15 protein-coding genes are annotated in these 18532 nt (G+C 70.9%); 8 read left to right on the top strand and 7 right to left on the bottom strand.

Annotated features, from left to right (window positions below):
• The first annotated feature begins 29 nt into the window (after nt 1-29).
• The gene (gene ribA, locus C516_RS0100420) at nt 30-647 is read left to right on the top strand and encodes a GTP cyclohydrolase II (protein ID WP_018716369.1); all 618 of its coding nucleotides are present in this window, start codon (nt 30-32) and stop codon (nt 645-647) included.
• A 63-nt stretch (nt 648-710) separates the two neighbouring features.
• Here ribA and C516_RS0100415 read toward each other — a convergent pair whose 3' ends face one another.
• Nucleotides 711-1484, bottom strand: coding sequence for an oxygen-binding di-iron domain-containing protein (locus tag C516_RS0100415; protein ID WP_018716368.1), 774 nt, complete (start codon nt 1482-1484; stop codon nt 711-713).
• 153 nt (nt 1485-1637) lie between these two features.
• Between C516_RS0100415 and C516_RS0100410 the strand changes: the two genes are divergently transcribed.
• Nucleotides 1638-2774 (top strand): efflux RND transporter periplasmic adaptor subunit, encoded by a 1137-nt coding sequence (locus C516_RS0100410; RefSeq protein WP_026320833.1) that lies wholly within the window; start codon nt 1638-1640, stop codon nt 2772-2774.
• 3 nt (nt 2775-2777) lie between these two features.
• A complete protein-coding gene (locus C516_RS0100405; protein ID WP_018716366.1) occupies nt 2778-5900 on the top strand; it encodes an efflux RND transporter permease subunit in 3123 nt (1040 codons plus the stop codon).
• 3 nt (nt 5901-5903) lie between these two features.
• On the opposite strand, the gene C516_RS0100400 is transcribed toward C516_RS0100405, so the two are convergent.
• Complete coding sequence (locus tag C516_RS0100400) at nt 5904-6572, bottom strand: haloacid dehalogenase type II (RefSeq protein ID WP_018716365.1); 669 nt, start codon at nt 6570-6572, stop codon at nt 5904-5906.
• A gap of 110 nt (nt 6573-6682) precedes the next feature.
• On the opposite strand from C516_RS0100400, the gene C516_RS0100395 reads away from it, so the two are divergent.
• Both C516_RS0100395 and C516_RS0100390 read left to right on the top strand, forming a co-directional pair.
• Complete coding sequence (locus C516_RS0100395; protein WP_018716364.1) at nt 6683-8869, top strand: heavy metal translocating P-type ATPase; 2187 nt, start codon at nt 6683-6685, stop codon at nt 8867-8869.
• Nucleotides 8870-8919: 50 nt separating this feature from the next.
• Entirely contained in the window at nt 8920-9732 is an 813-nt protein-coding gene (locus C516_RS0100390; RefSeq protein ID WP_018716363.1) for a M48 family metallopeptidase, read from the top strand.
• On the opposite strand, the gene purU is transcribed toward C516_RS0100390, so the two are convergent.
• Nucleotides 9729-10598 carry a formyltetrahydrofolate deformylase gene (gene purU / locus C516_RS0100385; RefSeq protein WP_018716362.1) on the bottom strand — a complete coding sequence of 290 codons (870 nt, stop codon included), beginning with the start codon at nt 10596-10598 and terminating at the stop codon, nt 9729-9731. The two genes, C516_RS0100390 and purU, sit on opposite strands and share 4 nt — an antisense overlap.
• A 153-nt stretch (nt 10599-10751) precedes the next feature.
• Here purU and C516_RS0100380 point away from each other — a divergent pair, with 153 nt between their 5' ends.
• Together C516_RS0100380 and C516_RS18050 are read left to right on the top strand one after the other, a co-directional pair.
• The gene (locus tag C516_RS0100380) at nt 10752-11585 is read left to right on the top strand and encodes an aldo/keto reductase (RefSeq protein WP_018716361.1); all 834 of its coding nucleotides are present in this window, start codon (nt 10752-10754) and stop codon (nt 11583-11585) included.
• A 52-nt stretch (nt 11586-11637) separates the two neighbouring features.
• Nucleotides 11638-13356, top strand: a complete 1719-nt coding sequence (locus C516_RS18050; protein WP_018716360.1) for a SulP family inorganic anion transporter — start codon at nt 11638-11640, stop codon at nt 13354-13356.
• On the opposite strand, the gene ettA is transcribed toward C516_RS18050, so the two are convergent.
• Complete coding sequence (gene ettA / locus C516_RS0100370) at nt 13331-14998, bottom strand: energy-dependent translational throttle protein EttA (RefSeq protein WP_018716359.1); 1668 nt, start codon at nt 14996-14998, stop codon at nt 13331-13333. The two genes, C516_RS18050 and ettA, sit on opposite strands and share 26 nt — an antisense overlap.
• A 147-nt stretch (nt 14999-15145) precedes the next feature.
• Here ettA and C516_RS0100365 point away from each other — a divergent pair, with 147 nt between their 5' ends.
• Nucleotides 15146-15817: a hypothetical protein gene (locus tag C516_RS0100365; protein ID WP_156831082.1), complete on the top strand. Its 672-nt coding sequence runs from the start codon at nt 15146-15148 to the stop codon at nt 15815-15817.
• 66 nt (nt 15818-15883) lie between these two features.
• Here C516_RS0100365 and rimK read toward each other — a convergent pair whose 3' ends face one another.
• The 3 genes from rimK to C516_RS0100350 all read right to left on the bottom strand — a co-directional run bounded on the left by rimK (nt 15884) and on the right by C516_RS0100350 (nt 18433).
• The gene (gene rimK, locus C516_RS0100360; RefSeq protein ID WP_018716357.1) at nt 15884-16801 is read right to left on the bottom strand and encodes a 30S ribosomal protein S6--L-glutamate ligase; all 918 of its coding nucleotides are present in this window, start codon (nt 16799-16801) and stop codon (nt 15884-15886) included.
• A gap of 103 nt (nt 16802-16904) precedes the next feature.
• The gene (locus C516_RS0100355) at nt 16905-17399 is read right to left on the bottom strand and encodes an ATP-dependent zinc protease family protein (RefSeq protein WP_018716356.1); all 495 of its coding nucleotides are present in this window, start codon (nt 17397-17399) and stop codon (nt 16905-16907) included.
• A gap of 68 nt (nt 17400-17467) precedes the next feature.
• Nucleotides 17468-18433, bottom strand: coding sequence for a helix-turn-helix transcriptional regulator (locus tag C516_RS0100350; RefSeq protein ID WP_018716355.1), 966 nt, complete (start codon nt 18431-18433; stop codon nt 17468-17470).
• Between the last annotated feature and the right edge of the window lie 99 nt (nt 18434-18532).

Here is an 18532-nt window from a genome sequence, read left to right as displayed (position 1 = left end):
GACGGGTTCAATCCACGATTGACGGGACCATGAGCGAACAGGCAGCCAGCAGCCCCGGTGCCGTGCACGTCAGCGCGGCCCGGCTTCCGACCCGGTGGGGGGAGTTCATCATCCACGGCTTCGAGGAGCCGGGGGGCGGGCGTGAGCACGTGGCCCTGGTCATGGGCGAGGTCGACGGCGCGGAGTCGGCGCTGGTGCGTGTGCACTCGGAGTGTCTCACCGGCGATGCCCTGTTCAGCCAGCGCTGCGACTGTGGCCCCCAGCTCGAGGAGGCCCTGCGGCGTATCGGCCGCGAGGGCCGCGGTGTGCTGGTCTATCTCCGTCAGGAGGGCCGTGGCATCGGGCTGCTGAACAAGATCCGGGCGTACGCCGTCCAGGACCGCGAGGGCGCGGATACGGTGGAGGCCAACGAGGCCCTGGGCTTCGCCGCCGACGCCCGCGACTACACCGTCGCCGCGGACATGCTCCGCTATCTCGGGGTGACGTCCGTGCGGCTGCTCACCAACAACCCCAGCAAGGTGACCGGGCTCGAGGGGGCGGGCGTCCACGTGGCCGAGCGCATCGCCCTGCAGGCCGGTCGCAATCCCCACAATCACGGCTACCTGGAGACCAAGGCCGCCAAGTTCGGCCATCTCTTCGACGACTGACCCGCGCGACGTCCGCCGCGCGCCGGGCGGGTGGCGCCCGGCGCGCGTGGCCGGCGTTGCCGCCTAGCGGGGAACGCGGTAGCTGCTCTCGTCGAGCAGGTCGATTCCGCAGGGAAGGTTCTCGATCCAGTCCAGGAAGCGGTGGATCATCTCGCGGCCCTTGAACGGCCGGCCGTGCTGGGGCACCAGCCAGTCGATGTCCATCTGCCGGACCATGCGTGCCCACAGCCGGCAGGCGCGATTCGCCACCATGTAGCGCTGGTGGAAGCCCTTCATCGTGGGAATGTGCGCCTCGAAGTCCTCGACCGGTTCGCCGGGGTGGTCATCGACCAGCGAGGCGCCCATGTCCCCGGAGAACAGGATCCGCGCCGTGGTGTCGTAGAACTGGAAGTTGCCCACCGAGTGCAGGAAGTGCGCGGGCACGGCCTTGATCACGGAATCGCCCAGCGGGATCCTGCCGCCCTCGTCCTCCAGGCCGACGATGCGGTCGACGATGCGTGCGCTCTGGTAGCCGGGCACCAGGTGCGGCAGAAAGCGCGTCCACAGCTTCGAGCACACCACCTTGCAGTCCGTGTACATCAGCCAGCGGTCCAGCGAGGCGATGATGTCGGGATCCTGGTGGGACGCGAACACGTAGTCCATTTCCTTGAGACGGATCTGGCGGCCCAGGGTCACCGACAGCGGTGTGTAGGTGAGATCGCCGCCGGGGTCCACCAAGGCTGCGGCGTCCCCGTCCAGTATGAGGAACTGGTTGGACTGGATGCCGTGCTCGCCGGAAACCAGCGAGTCGAACGTATAGCAGGCATGGTGGCCGTCGTTGTAGAGTTCGATTGCCATCGTCGGTCCGGATCCTCCTGATGAGGCTTCGGCGAGGTATGGTGTCGGGCCGTAACCCCCATCGCAGAGGCTATCGCATACGGCCGGAGGGCTTTTGACACAGGTCAATCCGGTCGATTCCCCCACGAACCCCCCGTGTTGAGGAGGCGAGGAGTGACACGGCACATGCGCCCCTGGCTGATCGCCGTCCTGGTGCTCGTGGCACTGGCGGGCTGGATTGCCAGCGGCTATCTGGCCCGTGGCGGGGCCGAACCGGCCGCGGCGTCGTCGCCGGCGGAGAACGCACCGGCGGCGATGCGCGTGCAGGTCAGCGAGCAGCAGGCCCGGACCATCACGCGCTGGCTCGTCCTCCAGGGGCAGTCCCGGCCCGACCGCCGCGTGAGCGTGCGTGCGGAGACCGGCGGACGGGTTGCCGAGCCGCCGCTCACCAAGGGCCGTCCGGTGGCCGCGGGGGCGAGCATCGCCCGCATCGCCATGAACGATCGTCAGGCGCGCCTGGCCGAGGCCCGTGCGCTGGTGAGCCAGCGCGAGGCCGAGGCGGCCGCCGCCCGGCGTCTCGCCGACAGTGGCTACCAGTCCACCACCCAGCGCCAGGCGGCGGAGGCCGCGCTCGAGTCCGCCCGTGCCGAGCTGGCGTCGATACGCGAGGAGATCGCCAACACCGACGTGCGCGCCCCCTTCGACGGCATCCTCGAGTCCGTCACTGTGGAGGAGGGCGATTACCTCACCGCCGGCGGCGAGGTGGCGGAGGTCGTCGATCTCGATCCCCTCCGGGTCACGGTGTACGTCGCCCAGCAGGACATCGCCCGCGTGACCGTGGGCACCCCGGCGCGGGTGCGCTTTGCCACCGGCGTCGAGCGCGAGGGGCAGGTGGACTACGTCGCCGCCACCGCGGACGAGGAGACCCGCACGTTCCGTGTGGAGGTGGCGGTGCCCAATGGCGGGGGCGACGTCCCTGCCGGGGTCAGCGCGACGGTCCGGCTGCCCGCCGACCGGGTCAGTGCGCACTTCGTCTCCCCTGCGGTGCTGACCCTGGGCGACGACGGCGCCCTGGGGGCGAAGACCGTCGATGATGAGGGCCGGGTGGCCTTCCACCCGGTCTCGGTGGTCCGCGCCGAGCGCGACGGGGTCTGGATCAGCGGCCTGCCGGAGCGCGCGCGGGTGATCACGGTGGGTCAGGGGTTCGTGCGCGCCGGAGAGCCGGTGACCCCGGTGGACGCCGCGGACTCGCCCCTGAAGCCCGACGGGCGTGTCCCCGCGCCCGCCGCCCCGTTGCCGGAGACGGGCTGAGCCGTGGGCCGGCTGATCGCCGCGGCGTTCGGGCGCAGCCGCACGGTGCTGCTGTTCCTGCTCATCATTACCGTGATGGGCTGGCAGGCGTACCGGGATATCCCGAAGGAGGCCGAGCCCGACGTCGCCATCCCCATCATCTATGTCTCCGTCGCCTACGAGGGCATTTCCCCGGAGGACGGCGAGCGGCTGCTGGCCCGGCCCCTGGAGAAGGAGCTCCAGTCCATCGAGGGCCTCAAGGAGATGCGCACCACCGCGGCCCAGGGCTATACCGCAATCGTGCTGGAGTTCGAGGCGGGCTTCGACGCCGACCGGGCCCTCGCCGACGTGCGCGAGCAGGTGGACATCGCCAAGTCGGACCTGCCGCCGGGGGCCGAGGAGCCGGCGGTCCAGGAGGTCAACGTCGCACTGTTCCCGGTGCTCACAGTGGCGCTGTCCGGGCCGGTGCCGGAGCGCACCCTGGTGGACGTCGCCACGCGGTTGCAGGACCGCCTCGAGGCCCTGCCCGGCATCCTCGAGGCGGATGTCGGTGGCGACCGCGAGGAGGTCATGGAGATCATCGTGGACCGCCGGGTGATGGAGACCTACGGCGTCTCCTATGCGCGGCTTTTCTCGGTGCTGAGCGGCAATAACCTCCTGGTCGCCGCGGGAGCCCTGGACACCGGGGCGGGGCGCCTCGCGGTGAAGGTCCCCGGACTGGTCGAGGACCTGGACGACGTCATGACCCTGCCGGTGAAGACCAGCGGTGACCGGGTCGTGACCTTCGGCGACGTCGCCAGTATCCGCCGCACCTACAAGGATCCCGACGAGTTCGCCCGGGTCGACGGTCAGCCCGCCCTGACCCTGGAGATCTCCAAGCGCGTCGGGGCCAACATCATTGAGACCGTCGCCGCGGCACGGGAGGTGGTCGAGCAGGCCCGGGGGGAGTGGCCCGACAGCCTGCAGGTGGCCTACCTCCAGGACCGCTCCGAAGACATCCGCACCATGCTGCGGGACTTGCAGAACAACGTCCTCGCCGGCGTGATCCTGGTGATGGTGGTGATCATTGCGGCGCTGGGCTGGCGGCCCGCGCTGCTGGTGGGCATGGCCATTCCGGGGTCTTTTCTCGCCGGCATCCTGGCCGTGTACCTGATCGGCTACACCATGAACATCGTGGTCCTGTTCAGCCTCATCCTCGTGGTGGGGATGCTGGTGGACGGGGCCATCGTGGTGGTGGAGCTCGCCGAACGCCGGCTCTCCGAGGGCTGGCCGCGGCGTGACGCCTACCTGCACGGGGCTACCCGCATGGCCTGGCCGGTGATCTCCTCGACCGCCACCACCCTGGCGGTGTTCCTGCCGCTCACGGTCTGGCCCGGCGTGGTCGGGGAGTTCATGAAATACCTCCCCATTACCGTGCTCCTGACCCTGTCCGCCTCGCTGGCCATGGCGCTGGTGTTCGTTCCCGTGCTCGGCGGGCTGATCGCACGCCGCGACCCGGCGAGCGCGGCCAACGCCGCCGCGCTGGAGGCGGCGGAACGCGGCGATCTCGCGAGCCTGCGCGGCTTTGTCGGCGGCTACGTGCGCATGCTCTCGCGGGCCCTGGACCGGCCGGGTCTGGTCCTGGCCGGCATGGTCGCCACGGTGGTGGTGACCTATGCCGCCTACGGCCTGTTCGGCCGCGGCGTGGAGTTCTTCCCCGAGGTGGAGCCGGACTTCGCCCAGGTCCAGGTCCATGCCCGCGGCGATCTGTCGGTATGGGAGCGCGATGCCCTGGTCCGGGCGGTGGAGGAGCGTCTGCTCGGATTCGGGTCCATCGAGCACGTCTACGCCCGCACCATAAGCGACCCGGAGCGCATGCAGAACGTCTCGCCGGATACCGTGGGCGTCATCCAGCTCGAGTTCCGCGACTGGGACCAGCGTGCACCGGCGGCGGAGATCATGCAGCGGATCCGCGATGTCACCGCGCCGTTGCCCGGCATTCGCGTCGAGGTCCGCAAGGCCGAGTCGGGGCCCTCCCAGGGCAAGCCGATCCAGGTGCGGGTGAGCGCGGACCGGCCGGAGGCGCTGAACACCGGGGTCGAGCGGGTGCGCACGCTGATGGACGAGCTCGGCGGGTTCAGCGACACCGAGGATAACCGCCCGGTGCCCGGGGTCGAGTGGCGGCTGGAGGTGGACCGCGAACGTGCCGCCCGCTACGGCGCGGACGTACAGCTCGTGGGCAATGCGGTGCAGCTGGTCACCAACGGGGTGCTGCTCGATGACTATCGCCCGGACGACGCGGACGAGGAGGTGGATATCCGTGTGCGGTTCCCGCCGGAGGACCGCAGCCTGGAGACACTGGGTCTGCTGCGTGTGCCCACCGACCAGGGCCAGGTGCCCATCGCCAACTTCGTGACCCAGCGGCCGGGGCCGAGCACCGGCACCATCGAGCGCGTCGACGGGCGGCGGACGTTTACTGTCGCCTCCGAGGTCGCCCCCGGCGTGCTGGCGGACACCCAGGTCCAGCGCCTGCGCGATGCCATCGGCGAGGCGGACATGCCGCCGTCCGTCGAGATCGCATTCGCCGGCCAGGACGAGGATCAGCGCGAGGCCCAGACCTTTCTCTCGAACGCGTTCATCGTGGCGGTGCTGTTCATGGCGCTGATCCTGGTTACCCAGTTCAACAGCCTCTACCAGGCGGTGCTGGTGCTCTCCGCCATCCTCTTCTCCACCGCCGGCGTGCTGCTCGGCCTGCTGGCGACCCAGCGGCCGTTCGGCATCGTCATGGGCGGGGTGGGGATGATTGCGCTGGCCGGCATCGTGGTGAACAACAATATCGTGCTCATCGACACCTACAACGTCCTCCGCCGGGAAGGCATGGCGGCGCGGGAGGCGGTGCTGAGGACCGCCGCCCAGCGGCTGCGGCCGGTGTTGCTCACCTCCGTGACCACCGTGCTCGGGCTGATGCCGATGGTGCTGAAGCTCAACGTCGACATCATCGGGCGGGAGGTGCAGTACAACGCCCCGTCCACCCAGTGGTGGGCCCAGCTCTCCAGCGCCATCGCCGGCGGTCTCACCTTCGCGACGGCGCTCACGCTGGTGCTCACGCCGTGCCTGCTGATGCTGGGGGCCAACGTCGCCGAGGCCTTGAGGCGGCGGCGCGCCTAGGGCTCAGCCACGGGCGATGAGGGCATCCGCCGCCTCCGCCAGGTCGGCGGCGATGATCGTCGGCGCCGGGAACAGCGCCTCCGGGACCTGGCCGGGGCGCGCGATGAAGGCGCCCTGCCAGCCGGCGCTCATGGCACCGGCGATGTCCCAGCCGTGGGCGGCCACCATCGTCAGTGCGGCCGGGCGCTCGCCGATCAGCCGGGCGGCGGTGTCGTAGACGGCGCGTGCCGGCTTGAGCGCGCGCGCGGCGTCCACCGAGTGCATCGCGTCCAGCAGCGGGCTGAGCCCCGCATGGGCGAGCTGGTCGCGCATCACCTCCGGGGCGGAGTTGGTCAGGGCCACCAGCGGGAAGCCGGCATCCCGCAGGCGGGCGAGGGCGTCCGCAACCTCCGGGTGGGGCGGCAGCCGGCGCATGCCGGCGGCGACATCCTGGCGGCCGGCCCGCTCCAGGGTGACACCGCGCCGTTGCGCGACCATGCTCAGTGCCGCCGCCCCGACGCTGCTGAAGTCCTCGTAACGGCCGGTCAGCGTGACGGTCATCGCGCTCTGCAGGACCTGGGCGAACCATTCCCGGCGGGCGCCGGCGTCGCCGAACAGCCGCTCGAAGACCGGATCCAGCGCGCCCAGATCGAGCAGCGTCTCGTTTACATCGAATACAATCGTCTGCGGCATCCTTCGCTCCCGTGGTCCGGACCCTCGATAACCGTGACGTCCGGTGTTCAGCATAGCAGCGGGACCCGGTCCGCAGGGGATGCCGCCGGTGTCGAAACGGGGAGATAAGCATGTGCTGGAGTGCGGTCCGCTGCCGCTCCTTCGAGATCCGCGAGCCGGTGCCGGCCGCCGCGCGGGCAGCCGTGGAGGCGGCGGTCGCCCGTATCGGCGGCGTCAGCGGTGTCTGGCTGAAGCCCGGGCAGCGAAGGCTGATCGTGCGCGGCGAGGTCAGCGAGACGGACCTCGTTACGGTGCTGGCCCCGCTCGGCTATACCGTGATCGCTGCCGGTCCCTCCCGCGACGCGGACCCGCGGACCGGGCGCTTGGCCGTGGCCGCCGCGTTCGCCGGGGTCGTGCTCCTCATCATCGATACCTATGCGCAGGCACTGGGGGCGGGGCCCGCGTGGCGCGTGGCCGGTGTGGCGGTGGTCGCGCTGGTGACGGTCCGGGCCCTGCCCGCGGCGCTGGCCCGCGGGGCGGCCCGGGAGCGGCCGCGGTGCGTCCCCGCACTGGGGCTGGTATGCGGCGGCGTGGCCGCGAGTGTCGCACACGCGCTGCTGGTGCTTGCCGCCCCGGCACTGCTCGTGCCGGAGGGGCAGGGCGGGTACCTGGCGTTCCCGCTGTTTGCCCTCGCGGTCTACCAGGCCGGGGTCGCGTTGATGGGCCGGGGTGCGGGGCCGGTCGCGCGCCCGGTGGACAGCCTGAAGGCGCTGCTGCCGGCCACGGCCGCCGAGCATACCGCCCGCGGCTGGCGGCGGGTGCCGGCGTCGCGGCTCACGGAGGGGGCCCGGGTCCATGTCGACGGCGGCGAACGTGTGCCCGCCGACGGCCGCATCGAGACGGGACGGGCGAGCGTGGACGAGTCTGCGTTTACCGGAACGGAAGGGGTGGTCAGCCGCGAGGCCGGTGACCGGGTCCTCGCGGGCACCCTGTGCCGGGACGGCGGCTTCACGATGGTGGTGACGCGGCCGCCCGGCGAAGGGGAGCTGGCCGGCATCATCGCGGGGGTTCACCGTCCCGGTGGTCCGAGCCGCCGTCCCTGCCACGGCCTGGACCGGCTCCTCGGCTGGCTGCTCGCCGGTGCCCTGACGGCGGCGGTGCTGTCCCTGGCCGGCTGGTGGCTGCTCGACGGGACCCCCGGGCAGGCACTGCTGTCCGCGTGCGTACTGTTGGTGCTCGCGGCGTCGCCCGCGGTGCCCCTGGCGGTGCCCCTCGCCCTGAATGCCGGCCTCGTACGCCTGGTGGAGTTCGGCGTAATCGCCCGCCAGCCGGACGTCCTGGACGCCCTCGCGGGACTGTCGGTGATCGCCCTGGACAAGACCGGCACGCTCACCGCCGCGGCCGCCGAGGTGGTCGCCGTCGAGCCCGTGGACGGGGTTGCCATCCGTGACATCTTCCGCTGGGCGGCGGCGGTGGAGGCCGGTGAACGTCCCGGGCCGGTGAGCCGGGCCGCACAGGAGCGCAGCATCCGGGCGGGGGTGGCCGAGGACGTCGAGCGCCTGCCCGGCGGCGCACTGCGTGGCCGGATCGACGGCCGCGACGTGGTCGTCGGTACACACCGGGCGCTGGCCGCGGCGCGAATAGACAATCCGCTCAGCAAGCGCGGCCTGGAGCTTCTGGACGAGGGCAGCACGCCGCTGTTCGTCGCCGCCAACGGGGTCCTGGCCGGCGCGCTGGCACTGGCGGCACCGCTGCGTCCCGAGGCCCGGGACTCGGTGACCCGGCTGCGCCGGCTGGGCCTGCGGGTGGTGATGCTCACCGGCGATGAGCCCCGCGCGGCCCGGGCGGTCGCGGAGAACGCGGCCATCGGCGAGGTGCGCGCCGGTGTGCGTGCCGAGGACAAGGCCCGCCATATCCGTTACCTCCAGCAGTCGGGGGAGCGGGTCGGCATGGTCGGCGACGGTGTCAACGACACCCTTGCGCTGGCGGGCGCGGATGTCGGCATCGCGGTGGCCCGGGGCAGCGAGGTCGCCGTCGACAGCGCCGACGTGACCCTGGTGCGTGATTCCCTCCACGCGGTGGCGGACGCCGTCCTCGTCGGCCGTCTCACCGTGCGCAACATGCGCGAGGGCGCCTTTGGTGCACTGGTGTATGCGCTGGCGCTGGCACCCGTTGCCGCGGGGCTCGCATGGCCGGTTTTCGGGTGGCTGGTGACCCCGGGCGTACTGGCGGTGCTGGTGGTACTATCGGTGCTCACAGTGCTGGCCAACGCCGCGCGGCTGCGCTACCAGGAGGTTGCCGGCGGCGGGCCGGAATGAGCCGGCGGCGTGCCGCCGGCGCGAATGGTCGATGCCCGGGAGGAGACCCCATGCTGCGGCAACTCGCGATCGCCACGGTGGTGGCCCTGCTCGTCGTCGCCTGTGCGACCTCGCCGACGGGGCGGCGCCAGCTCCAGCTCTTCCCCGCCGGCCAGATGCAGGCCATGGGCGTGGCTGCCTTCAAGGAGATGAAGGACGAGAAGCCGGTGCTCGACAACAAGGCGGTGACCGGCTACGTGCGCTGCGTGGCCGACGCCATCACCGCCGTTGTGCCCCAGCGCTACCAGCCCGACGGCGACTGGGAGGTGCGCGTGTTCGATCTCGACAGCGCCAACGCCTTCGCCCTGCCAGGCGGCAAGATCGGCGTCCATCGCGGGCTGCTGGAAGTGGCGAAGTCGCCGGATCAGCTCGCCGCCGTCATCGGCCACGAGGTCGGACACGTCATGGCCGACCACAGCAACGAGCGCATGTCCCAGCAGTTTGCGGTGGGCACGGGGCTGGCCGTCGCCGGCATCATCGCCGGCAACGGCGACGGTGACCGCCAGCAGGCCCTGGCCCTGCTCGGCCTCGGTGCCGAGGTGGGGGTGCTGCTGCCGTTCAGCCGCCTCCACGAGAGCGAGGCCGACACCATCGGCCTGGAGCTGATGGCCCGCGCCGGCTTCGACCCGCGGGAGAGCGTCGCGTTGTGGGAGAACATGGAGGCGGAGTCCAAGGGGGCCCAGCCGCCGGAGTTCCTCTCCACCCACCCCTCCCATGGCTCGCGTATCGACGGCCTCCAGTCGGACATGCCCCGTGCCATGTCCCTGTACCGCCAGGCGCAGGAGTCCGGGCGCAGGCCGGGCTGCAAGCGGGTCACGCCCTAGTCGAAGATCACGGTGCGGTTGCCGTAGGAGAGGATCTTGCGCTGCAGGTGGGCGTGTACCGCCTGCGCGAGCACCAGCCGCTCCAGGTCGCGTCCCTTGCGCACCAGTTCGTCGACGTCGTCCCGGTGGGTCACCGGGGTGACGTCCTGGGCGATGATGGGCCCGGCGTCGAGCTCCTCGGTGACGTAGTGACTGGTCGCGCCGATGATCTTCACGCCGCGGGCATGGGCCGCGTGGTACGGCCGCGCGCCGGCGAAGGCCGGCAGGAACGAGTGGTGGATATTGATCAGCCGCTCGCGATAGGCCTCGATCAGCGCGGGGCCGACGATCTGCATGTAGCGCGCCAGCACCACCAGATCGATCTCGTGGGCGCGGAGCAGCTCGAGCTCGCGTGCCTCCTGCGCCGCCTTGTTCTCCGGGGTGATCGGCAGGCAGTGATAGTCGATGCCGAAGCGCTCCGCGACCGGGCGCAGGTCCTCGTGATTGGAGACGATCAGCGGGATGTCCACTGACCACTCACCGCCCTGCCAGCGCGAGAGCAGGTCGTAGAGGCAGTGCGGCAGCCGGGAGACGAACAGCGCCAGCCTGGGGCGCTCGTCGGAGAAGTGCAGCCGCCACGCCATGCCGTAGCGCCCGGCGATCTCGCCGGCGAAGGCCTCGCCGATGGCCTCCGGGGCGATGCGGAATCCGTCCAGGGCCCACTCGACGCGCATGAAGAACACGCCCTGGCTGTCGTCGACGTGCTGGTCGAAGTAGACGATGTTGCCGCCGTGGCGGGCGACGAAATCGCCCACCGCCGCGACCAGGCCGCGCTGGTCCGGGCAGTGGGCGAGGAGGATCGCGGTGCGCTGCGGGCCGGTGCTCATGGGTGGCTGCCTTCACTGGCTGATGCACGGGATCGCGTAGTGTACCGCAGCGCCGGGGTTGAAAGGGACGTGATGAGGCGTCATCCCCTTTAACGTTCGCAGGCTATCGATGCCGCAATCCCGAAGATCGCCACCCAAGGGGGACTCATGGCAATGGAGTACGTCGAATCCGCCGGTGCCCGCATCCCGAAGCTGGGCTTCGGCACCTTCCAGCTCGATGACGACAACGCCCGCGATATGGTCCGTACCGCCCTGGAGGCGGGCTACCGGCACATCGACACGGCGCAGATGTACGGCAACGAGACCGGTGTCGGCCGGGGTATCGCCGATGCCGGCGTGCCCCGGGAAGACATCTGGCTGACCACCAAGGTCTGGGTGGACCGTTTCCGCGACGGCGACCTGCAGCGCTCCGTGCGCGAGAGCCTGGGGCGTCTCGGCGTGGACAGCGTCGATCTGCTGCTGCTCCACTGGCCGAACCGCGACGTCCCGCTCGGGGAGACCATCGGCGCACTCAACGATGTCCGTGATCAGGGGCTGGCCCGTCATATCGGGGTGAGCAATTTCCCCGTGGCGCTGGTGCGCGAGGCCGAGGGGCTCAGCGCCGCGCCGCTGGTCACCGACCAGGTGGAGTATCACCCCTATCTCTCGCAGGCGCCGCTGCTCGAGGCGCTGCGCGAGCGCGGCATGGCGCTGACGGCCTACTGCCCCCTGGGGCAGGGCGGTGTGCTGAACGACGGCACCATCGCCGCGATCGCCCGCGATCATGACTGCACGCCGGCCCAGGTGATCCTGCGCTGGCACTACCAGCAGCCGGGCGTGGTGGCGATCCCGCGCAGCCGTCGGGCCGAGCATGTGCGCGCCAACTTCGATATCCTCGGTTTCTCGCTGTCCGACGAGGAGATGCGCCGCATCAGCGGGCTCGCCCGGGCGGACGGTCGCGTCGTCAACCCTGCCGGCCTGGCCCCGGAGTGGGATAACGCCGGCTGAACCGCGTCGCCCCGCGCCGGCGGCGCCCGATGAATAAAGGAGCTCTGCCAGCGTGGCCCGATGGCCCCGATTCACTCTCGCGGCCCTGCGAGCCGATGCCGTCGCCGGCGGCATCGGCGGGCTGCTCGCGCTACCCCAGGTCATCGCCTACGCCCTGATCGCCGGTGTCCCCGCCGAGTGGGGGCTGCGCAGCGCCGTCGTGGTGACGGCGGTGGCCGCGCTTGCCGGCAGCTCCCGGGAGATGATCACCGGCCCCGCGGCGGCGCTGTCGCTGCTGACCTTCGCCGTGGTCTCGCCCCTTGCCGAGCCCGGCAGCGGCGACTACCTGATGCTGGTGGTCACGGTGATGGCCCTGGCCGGCGTGATGCAGCTCGCCGTGGGCCTGTTGCGACTGGGGCGGCTGGTGAACTTCGTCTCGCACACGGTGATCGTCGGCTTCACCGCCGGCGCCGCCGTGCTCATTGCCTGGAGTCAGGTGCCGGAGTTGCTTGGTGCCGGCTCGACGAACAGTCCCGGGGCGATGCTCCAGCAGGCCTCCTGGCCCTCTGTCGCCACCGGTGCGGGGGTGATCCTGGCGATCCTGGTACTGCGCCGTCTCGGCCTGCGCGGGGGCGCGCTGCTCGGCGGCCTGGTGGCCGGCAGTGCCGGCGTGGCGCTGGCCGGGGGCGGCGATGTCGCCCGCGTGGGCACGCTCAGCCTCGCCTCGCTGCCCGCGATCCATCCGGTGATCTCGCCGGGCCGGCTGCCGCAGCTGGTGCCGGGGGCCGCGGCGATTGCGCTGCTGGGCCTGCTGGAGGCCGCTGCCATCGCCCGAGCCCTGGGCCGGCGCAGCGGCCAGCGCATCGACGCCGATCGCGAGTGCACCGGGCAGGGGGTGTCCAACCTGGTCGGCTCGTTCCTGGGCTGCCTGCCCGGGACTGGCTCGTTCACGCGCTCGGCCGCCAATCAGGAGGCCGGCGCACGCACGAGCGTCGCCGCACTGGTCTCGGCGGTGACCGTGGCCGCGGTGGCCCTGGCCTGGCCCGGCCTGGGGCAGTGGCTGCCGCTGCCGGCGATGGCCGGGGTGATCCTGGTGGTGGCGGTCCGCCTGGTGGACGTGCCCGCCATTCGCGAGGTCCTGCGTGCCGGCCGGGGCGAGGCGGCGGTGCTGGTGGCCACGTTCCTGGCCACCGTGTTCCTGGAGCTCGCCTACGCCGTGCTCATCGGTGTGGTCGTCTCGCTGTTCGTCTACCTCGCCCAGGCCGCCCGCCCGCGCATCGTGGAGGTGGCGCCCCGGGCCGACCGGCCGGGGCGGGACCTCCGCAACGCCGGCAAGCACGAGCTGGCGGTCTGCCCGCAGTTCGCGGTGCTTCGTGTCGACGGCGCGGTGTTCTTCGGTGCGGTGGAGCACGTGCGGGATGCCGTGCGGGCGCATACGGGGCCGGAGCGGCCGTACCTTCTGGTCATCGGCAGCGGCATTCCGCTGATTGATGTCGCCGGTGCCGGCATGCTGGCCGAGGAGGCCGAGCGGCTGGAGGGGATGGGGGGCGCCCTGGTGATCTGCTCGCTCAAGGACGACGTGCGCCGGGCGCTGCACCGTACCGGCCACGCGGATCGTCCGGGGCAGCCGCGGCTGAGCGCGAATCCGGGTACGGCCATCGCCGAGACGGTCCCCCGCCTCGACGACGCCACCTGCGCACGCTGCACGGTGCGCATATTCCGCGAGTGTGCGGCCCGCCCGGGCGGGCCGGCACACGTGGCCGGGCTCAGCCCGCCAGACGCCGGTACTTGATGCGGTGGGGGCGGGCAGCCTCGTCGCCCAGGCGCCGCCGCCGGTCCGCCTCGTACTCGGTGTAGTTGCCCTCGAACCAGGTCACCTGGCTGTCGCCCTCGAAGGCGAGGATATGGGTGGCGATGCGGTCGAGGAACCAGCGGTCATGGGAGATGACCATGGCGCAGCCCGGGAAGGCCAGCAGCGCCTCCTCCAGTGCCCGCAGGGTCTCGACGTCCAGGTCGTTGGTCGGCTCGTCGAGGAGCAGCGTGTTGCCGCCCTTCTGCAGGAGCTTGGCGAGGTGGACGCGGTTGCGTTCGCCGCCGGAGAGCTCGCCGATGCGCTTCTGCTGCTCCGATCCCTTGAAGTTGAAGCGTCCCACGTACGCCCGGGACGGCACCTCGTAGTTGCCGACCTTGATGATGTCGTGGCCGCCGGAGATCTCCTCCCAGACGGTCTTGTCGCCGTCCAGGTCCTCTCGGCTCTGGTCCACGTAGGCCAGATCGACCGTCTCGCCCACGCGGATCTCGCCCTCGTCCGGCTGCTCCTGGCCGACGATCATGCGGAACATCGTGGACTTGCCCGCACCGTTGGGGCCGATGATGCCCACGAGCGCCCCGGGCGGCATCTTGAAGTCGAGGTCGTCGATGAGCAGCGTGTCGCCGAAGGCCTTGCGCACGTGGGCGGCCTCGATGACCAGGTCGCCCAGGCGCTCACCCGGCGGGATGTAGATCTCGTTGGTCTCGTTGCGCTTCTGGAACTCGCGGGACTGCAGCTCCTCGAACTGGCGCAGTCGGGCCTTGCTCTTCGCCTGGCGGCCCTTGGGGTTGGTCTGCACCCACTCCAGCTCCTTCTTCATGGTCCGGCGGTGGGCGGCCTCCTCGCGGGCCTCCTGCTCCAGGCGCTTCTCCTTCTGCTCCAGCCATGACGAGTAGTTGCCCTGCCAGGGGATGCCCTCGCCGCGGTCGAGCTCGAGGATCCAGCCGGCGGCGTTGTCGAGAAAGTAGCGGTCATGGGTGACCGCCACCACGGTGCCCTCGAACTCGGTGAGGAAGGTCTCCAGCCACGCCACGGACTCCGCGTCCAGGTGGTTGGTGGGCTCGTCGAGCAGCAGCATGTCGGGCTTGGACAGCAGCAGTCGGCACAGGGCCACGCGCCGCTTCTCACCGCCGGACAGCGTGGTGACGTCGGCCTCCCAGGGCGGCAGGCGCAGGGCGTCCGCCGCCTGCTCGAGCTTGCGGTCCAGATCCCAGGCGCCGGCGGCCTCGATCTGGTCCTGGAGCTTGGCCTGCTCGGCCATCAGGGCCTCGAAGTCGGCGTCCGGATCGGCGAACTGGGCGGAGACCTCGTTGAACCGGTCCACCAGTGCCTTGGTCTCGGCCACGCCGTCCTCGACGTTGCCGCGCACGTCCTTGTCCGGGTCGAGCTCCGGCTCCTGGGGCAGGTAGCCGATGTTGATCCCCGGCTGCGGTCGCGCCTCGCCTTCGTACTCGGTGTCCAGGCCTGCCATGATGCGCAGCAGCGTCGACTTGCCCGAGCCGTTGAGGCCGAGCACGCCGATCTTGGCACCGGGGAAGAATGACAGCGAGATGTCCTTGAGGATCTGCCGCTTGGGCGGGACGACCTTGCCCACGCGGTTCATGGTGTAGATGTACTGGGCCATTGGCAGCTATCGGGTTCTCGTAGTGGGTACAGGGACGGAATCGCGCCCGCGGGCGCGGGCGGAATACGATTAAGTGCAGTGTAAGGGGTTCTCTGGTAGGGATAAAGCCGATTGGACGGCTACCACACCACACACGAGGAAGAGATCATGAAACGTCTGTTTACGGTGATCACCGCGGGTGCGCTGGCGCTCGTCATGCTGCCGGCGTTTGCCGCGGGTACCGCCAGGGTGCGCGTCGAGGCCGGACCCCAGGGGGCGATGAAGCCCATGACCTTCGAGTGGGGCGACGACGGCGAGGTCCGCATGGAGGTGCCCGGTCAGCAGGGCTACATGCTCGTGCGCGACGGTCACGCCTATGCGGTGCGCGGCAGTGGCGCCGACGCCATGGTGCTCGATCTCACGGCGATGCAGAAGGGTGGCGGTGAGGCCAAGGGCGACGGCCTCGCGGGGCGCACGGCGCTGCTCGGCCTGGATGCCCTGGACGGGAGCGCCACCGTGGCCGGGATCGACGGCGAGCTCTATCGCATGCGCTGGCGCGAAAAGGGTGAGGAGAAGTCCGGCCGTGTCGTGCTCAGCGACGATCCCATGGCGCAGTCCCTGAGCGATGCCTGGGGCGAGCTGGCCCGGAGCATGGGGGCCGACTGGGACGAGGGCGGCGTGATGTCCGGACTGCAGGAGCGCGGCCTGGGGCTGCTCCGGCTGGAGGGGCAGTTCGAGGTCGTGGAGATATCCGGTGACGCCCCGGCGGCCGGCCGTTTCGAGCTGCCCGCCGAGCCCATGGACCCACGGGAGATGATGCAGCAGGGCGGTGGCCAGTAGCCCCGACCACTATCCGCGGGCGGCCCGGTGCGCGGGCCGCCCGGCGCCGTATGGCGGGAAGCCGCGTCAGCCCTTGCCCTTCGTGCGCGTCTTGCCGGCCTTGCCTTCCTTCTCGATGAACTGGACGATCGCGCCGGCGACGTCCTTGCCGGTGGAGGTCTCGATGCCCTCGAGCCCCGGCGAGGAGTTCACCTCCAGCACCACCGGGCCGTGGTTGGAACGCATGATGTCCACGCCGGCGACGTTGAGTCCCATGATCCGGGCCGCGCGTACCGCCGTCTGACGCTCCTCGGGGGTGATGCGGATGGGGGTGGCGGCGCCGCCGCGGTGGACGTTGGAGCGGAACTCCCCTTCCTTCGCCTGGCGCTTCATCGAGGCGATGACCCGGTTGCCCACCACGAAGCAGCGGATATCCGCGCCGCCGGCCTCGCGGATGAACTCCTGGGTGAGGAAGTAGGCGTTCAGGCCGTGAAAGGCGTCGATCACGCTTTCCGCGGCCTTGGTGGTCTCCGCGAGCACCACGCCCTTGCCCTGGGTCCCTTCGAGGAGCTTGATCACCAGCGGCGCGCCCCCGACCAGGCTGATGAGGTCCTCGTTGTCGTCCGGCGAGTAGGCGAATCCGGTCACCGGCAGGCCGATGCCGCGGCGTGCGAGCAGCTGCATCGAGCGCAGTTTGTCCCGTGAGCGGGTGATCGCCACGGACTCGTTGAGCGGAAACACGCCCATCATCTCGAACTGCCGCAGCACGGCGGTGCCGTAGAAGGTCACCGAGGCGCCGATGCGCGGGATCACCGCGTTCGGCGACTCGAGGATGTCGCCCTTGTAGTGCACCTCCGGCCGGTGCGCGCTGATCTTCACATAGCAGCGCAGCGGGTCGACGACACGCATGGTATGGCCGCGTTCCTTCCCGGCCTCGACGATGCGGCGCGTCGAGTACAGGCGGGCGTTACGGGAGAGGACATAGATCTGCAGTGGCTCGGCCATTCGTATCTCGTTCCACGCTGGCTACTGCGGATGGTGAGGGCGGCGGATATCCGCCCCGGCGTCGGGCGATGCCCCCGGCTGGCGCGTACGGGCCCGTGCCCGGTCACCGCGACGGCGGCGGGCGACGTACCCAGACTTCGCTGTCCGCCGCGCCGGCCAGGTACGAGGCCCCCGGATCCACCAGCAGGCGGCGTTTCATGGCGCGGCGACCGATGAGCATGCGAAAACCCATGGTATCGCGGTTGGTCAGTGACAGATCAATGGGAAATCGCTGTCCCGCGATGAGCAGTGGTGTGCGGATCACGATGCGCCGTTCGCGGTGCCCGGTGGAGCTGGTGACCATGCGCTCTTCGAGCACATCGGCCGCGCAGTGCACGGTGCGGTCGGTGCGGCGCTGCAGCGGGTGGACCTCGAAGGCGACCCGGTCGCGGCCGTTGTCGCTGAAGCGGTGGATGTGGACCGCGTGCAGCGCGGAGGTCGACGCGCCGGTGTCGATCTTCGCCTTCACCGCCTCGATGCCCAGCTGAGGCAGGCCGATCCATTCCCGCCAGCCCACCCAGAGCCGCGGCCGGCTACGGCGTCGCGCGCGTGTGCTCATGCCCCCGGTTTCCCGTTGCGGATGACGCCCCAGTGTTGGCGCTGACGCGGTGTTTGGCAACCGGGCGGTTACCGTTGCCGGCGCAGGCTGCCCGGGGTGACGCCGTAATGACGTTTGAACGCGCTCGCGAAGTTGCTCACGTGCCGGTAGCCGAGGCGGAAGGCGATCTCCTTGATCCCCAGCGGCGTGTCTGCGAGCAGCTGGTGGGCCATTTCCAGCTTGCGCTGCTGCAGCCACTGCGCCGGCGGCACGCCGTAATGGGCCTTGAACGCCTGCATCAGGCGCGTCGCTCCCAGTCCGGTGTCCCGCCCGAGCTCGTCGATCGAGGGCGGGCAGGCCGGGTGCTCGAGCAGCCCGGCGGCGGCGTCGCGCACGCGAGCCACCTCCCAGGCGCTCAGGTGCGTGCCCGGCGAGTCGTTGCGGGTCAGGGATTCGAACGCCCCGCTGACGACCTCGAGCAGCCGGCCCTCCAGTGACAGGCGGCGGATCTCGCCGTGGTAGGGGCTGGAGAAGAGCTGCCCCACGGCGGGGCGTAACGCCGCGTCCATGCGCCGGTGCAGCTCGAACGCGTCCGGGGCGTGACGCCGGCCGATCGCCGCCACCGGCGTCGGGAGGTGGGCGCCTTCCGAGAGGCGCTCGAAGAGATCGTTCGAGAGGGTGATGCCGACCGTCCGGATCCGGCTTCGCGCCGGCAGCCTGAAATCCACCCAGCGTTCCGCGGGCATGTGCCAGTGCGAGTGGCCGTCCCGGATGGTGCGGGGCTGGTCGACGCCGGGGATGAACACCTCGAAGGCGGTCTCCCAGGGGATGATCAGGCCGATCTCGCGCAGGTCGCTCTCGTCGGCGGCCAGGATGTTTACCGGATCCGCGCCAGTGTGGCCGTCGGCGAGGATGGCCCGCACCCCGTGCGCGGTCTGCACCGTCTCGAAGCGCATGTGCCCGCCCGGCAGCGGCATCTCGGCCACGCTCGGCGGCTGCTCATGCGGGACCGGGCTGTCGAATATCCATTCGACGGTCCTTGCGCCGGATTTCATCAGTGTCACCCCCCTGTGCCGGACGGAAGGGACCCGGTCTGTTCCCGGGGCCGCCAGCGTCCCGCGGCGACGATTATTCTGCAGCCGCGGTTTGTTATG

Origin of the sequence: Arhodomonas aquaeolei DSM 8974 (assembly GCF_000374645.1) — a bacterium.
GTDB classification, from domain to species: Bacteria; Pseudomonadota; Gammaproteobacteria; order Nitrococcales; family Nitrococcaceae; genus Arhodomonas; species Arhodomonas aquaeolei.
Note: the sequence above shows the minus strand (reverse complement) of the source record. Positions and strands in the feature narration are given on the sequence as shown.

Coding starts and splice junctions, on each gene's coding strand:
- ribA (WP_018716369.1), top strand. CDS start 30: ATGAGCGAACAGGCAGCCAGCAGCCCCGGTGCCGTGCACGTCAGCGCG.
- C516_RS0100415 (WP_018716368.1), bottom strand. CDS start 1,484: ATGGCAATCGAACTCTACAACGACGGCCACCATGCCTGCTATACGTTC.
- C516_RS0100400 (WP_018716365.1), bottom strand. CDS start 6,572: ATGCCGCAGACGATTGTATTCGATGTAAACGAGACGCTGCTCGATCTG.
- C516_RS0100395 (WP_018716364.1), top strand. CDS start 6,683: ATGTGCTGGAGTGCGGTCCGCTGCCGCTCCTTCGAGATCCGCGAGCCG.
- C516_RS0100390 (WP_018716363.1), top strand. CDS start 8,920: ATGCTGCGGCAACTCGCGATCGCCACGGTGGTGGCCCTGCTCGTCGTC.
- purU (WP_018716362.1), bottom strand. CDS start 10,598: ATGAGCACCGGCCCGCAGCGCACCGCGATCCTCCTCGCCCACTGCCCG.
- C516_RS0100380 (WP_018716361.1), top strand. CDS start 10,752: ATGGAGTACGTCGAATCCGCCGGTGCCCGCATCCCGAAGCTGGGCTTC.
- ettA (WP_018716359.1), bottom strand. CDS start 14,998: ATGGCCCAGTACATCTACACCATGAACCGCGTGGGCAAGGTCGTCCCG.
- C516_RS0100365 (WP_156831082.1), top strand. CDS start 15,146: ATGAAACGTCTGTTTACGGTGATCACCGCGGGTGCGCTGGCGCTCGTC.
- rimK (WP_018716357.1), bottom strand. CDS start 16,801: ATGGCCGAGCCACTGCAGATCTATGTCCTCTCCCGTAACGCCCGCCTG.
- C516_RS0100355 (WP_018716356.1), bottom strand. CDS start 17,399: ATGAGCACACGCGCGCGACGCCGTAGCCGGCCGCGGCTCTGGGTGGGC.
- C516_RS0100350 (WP_018716355.1), bottom strand. CDS start 18,433: ATGAAATCCGGCGCAAGGACCGTCGAATGGATATTCGACAGCCCGGTC.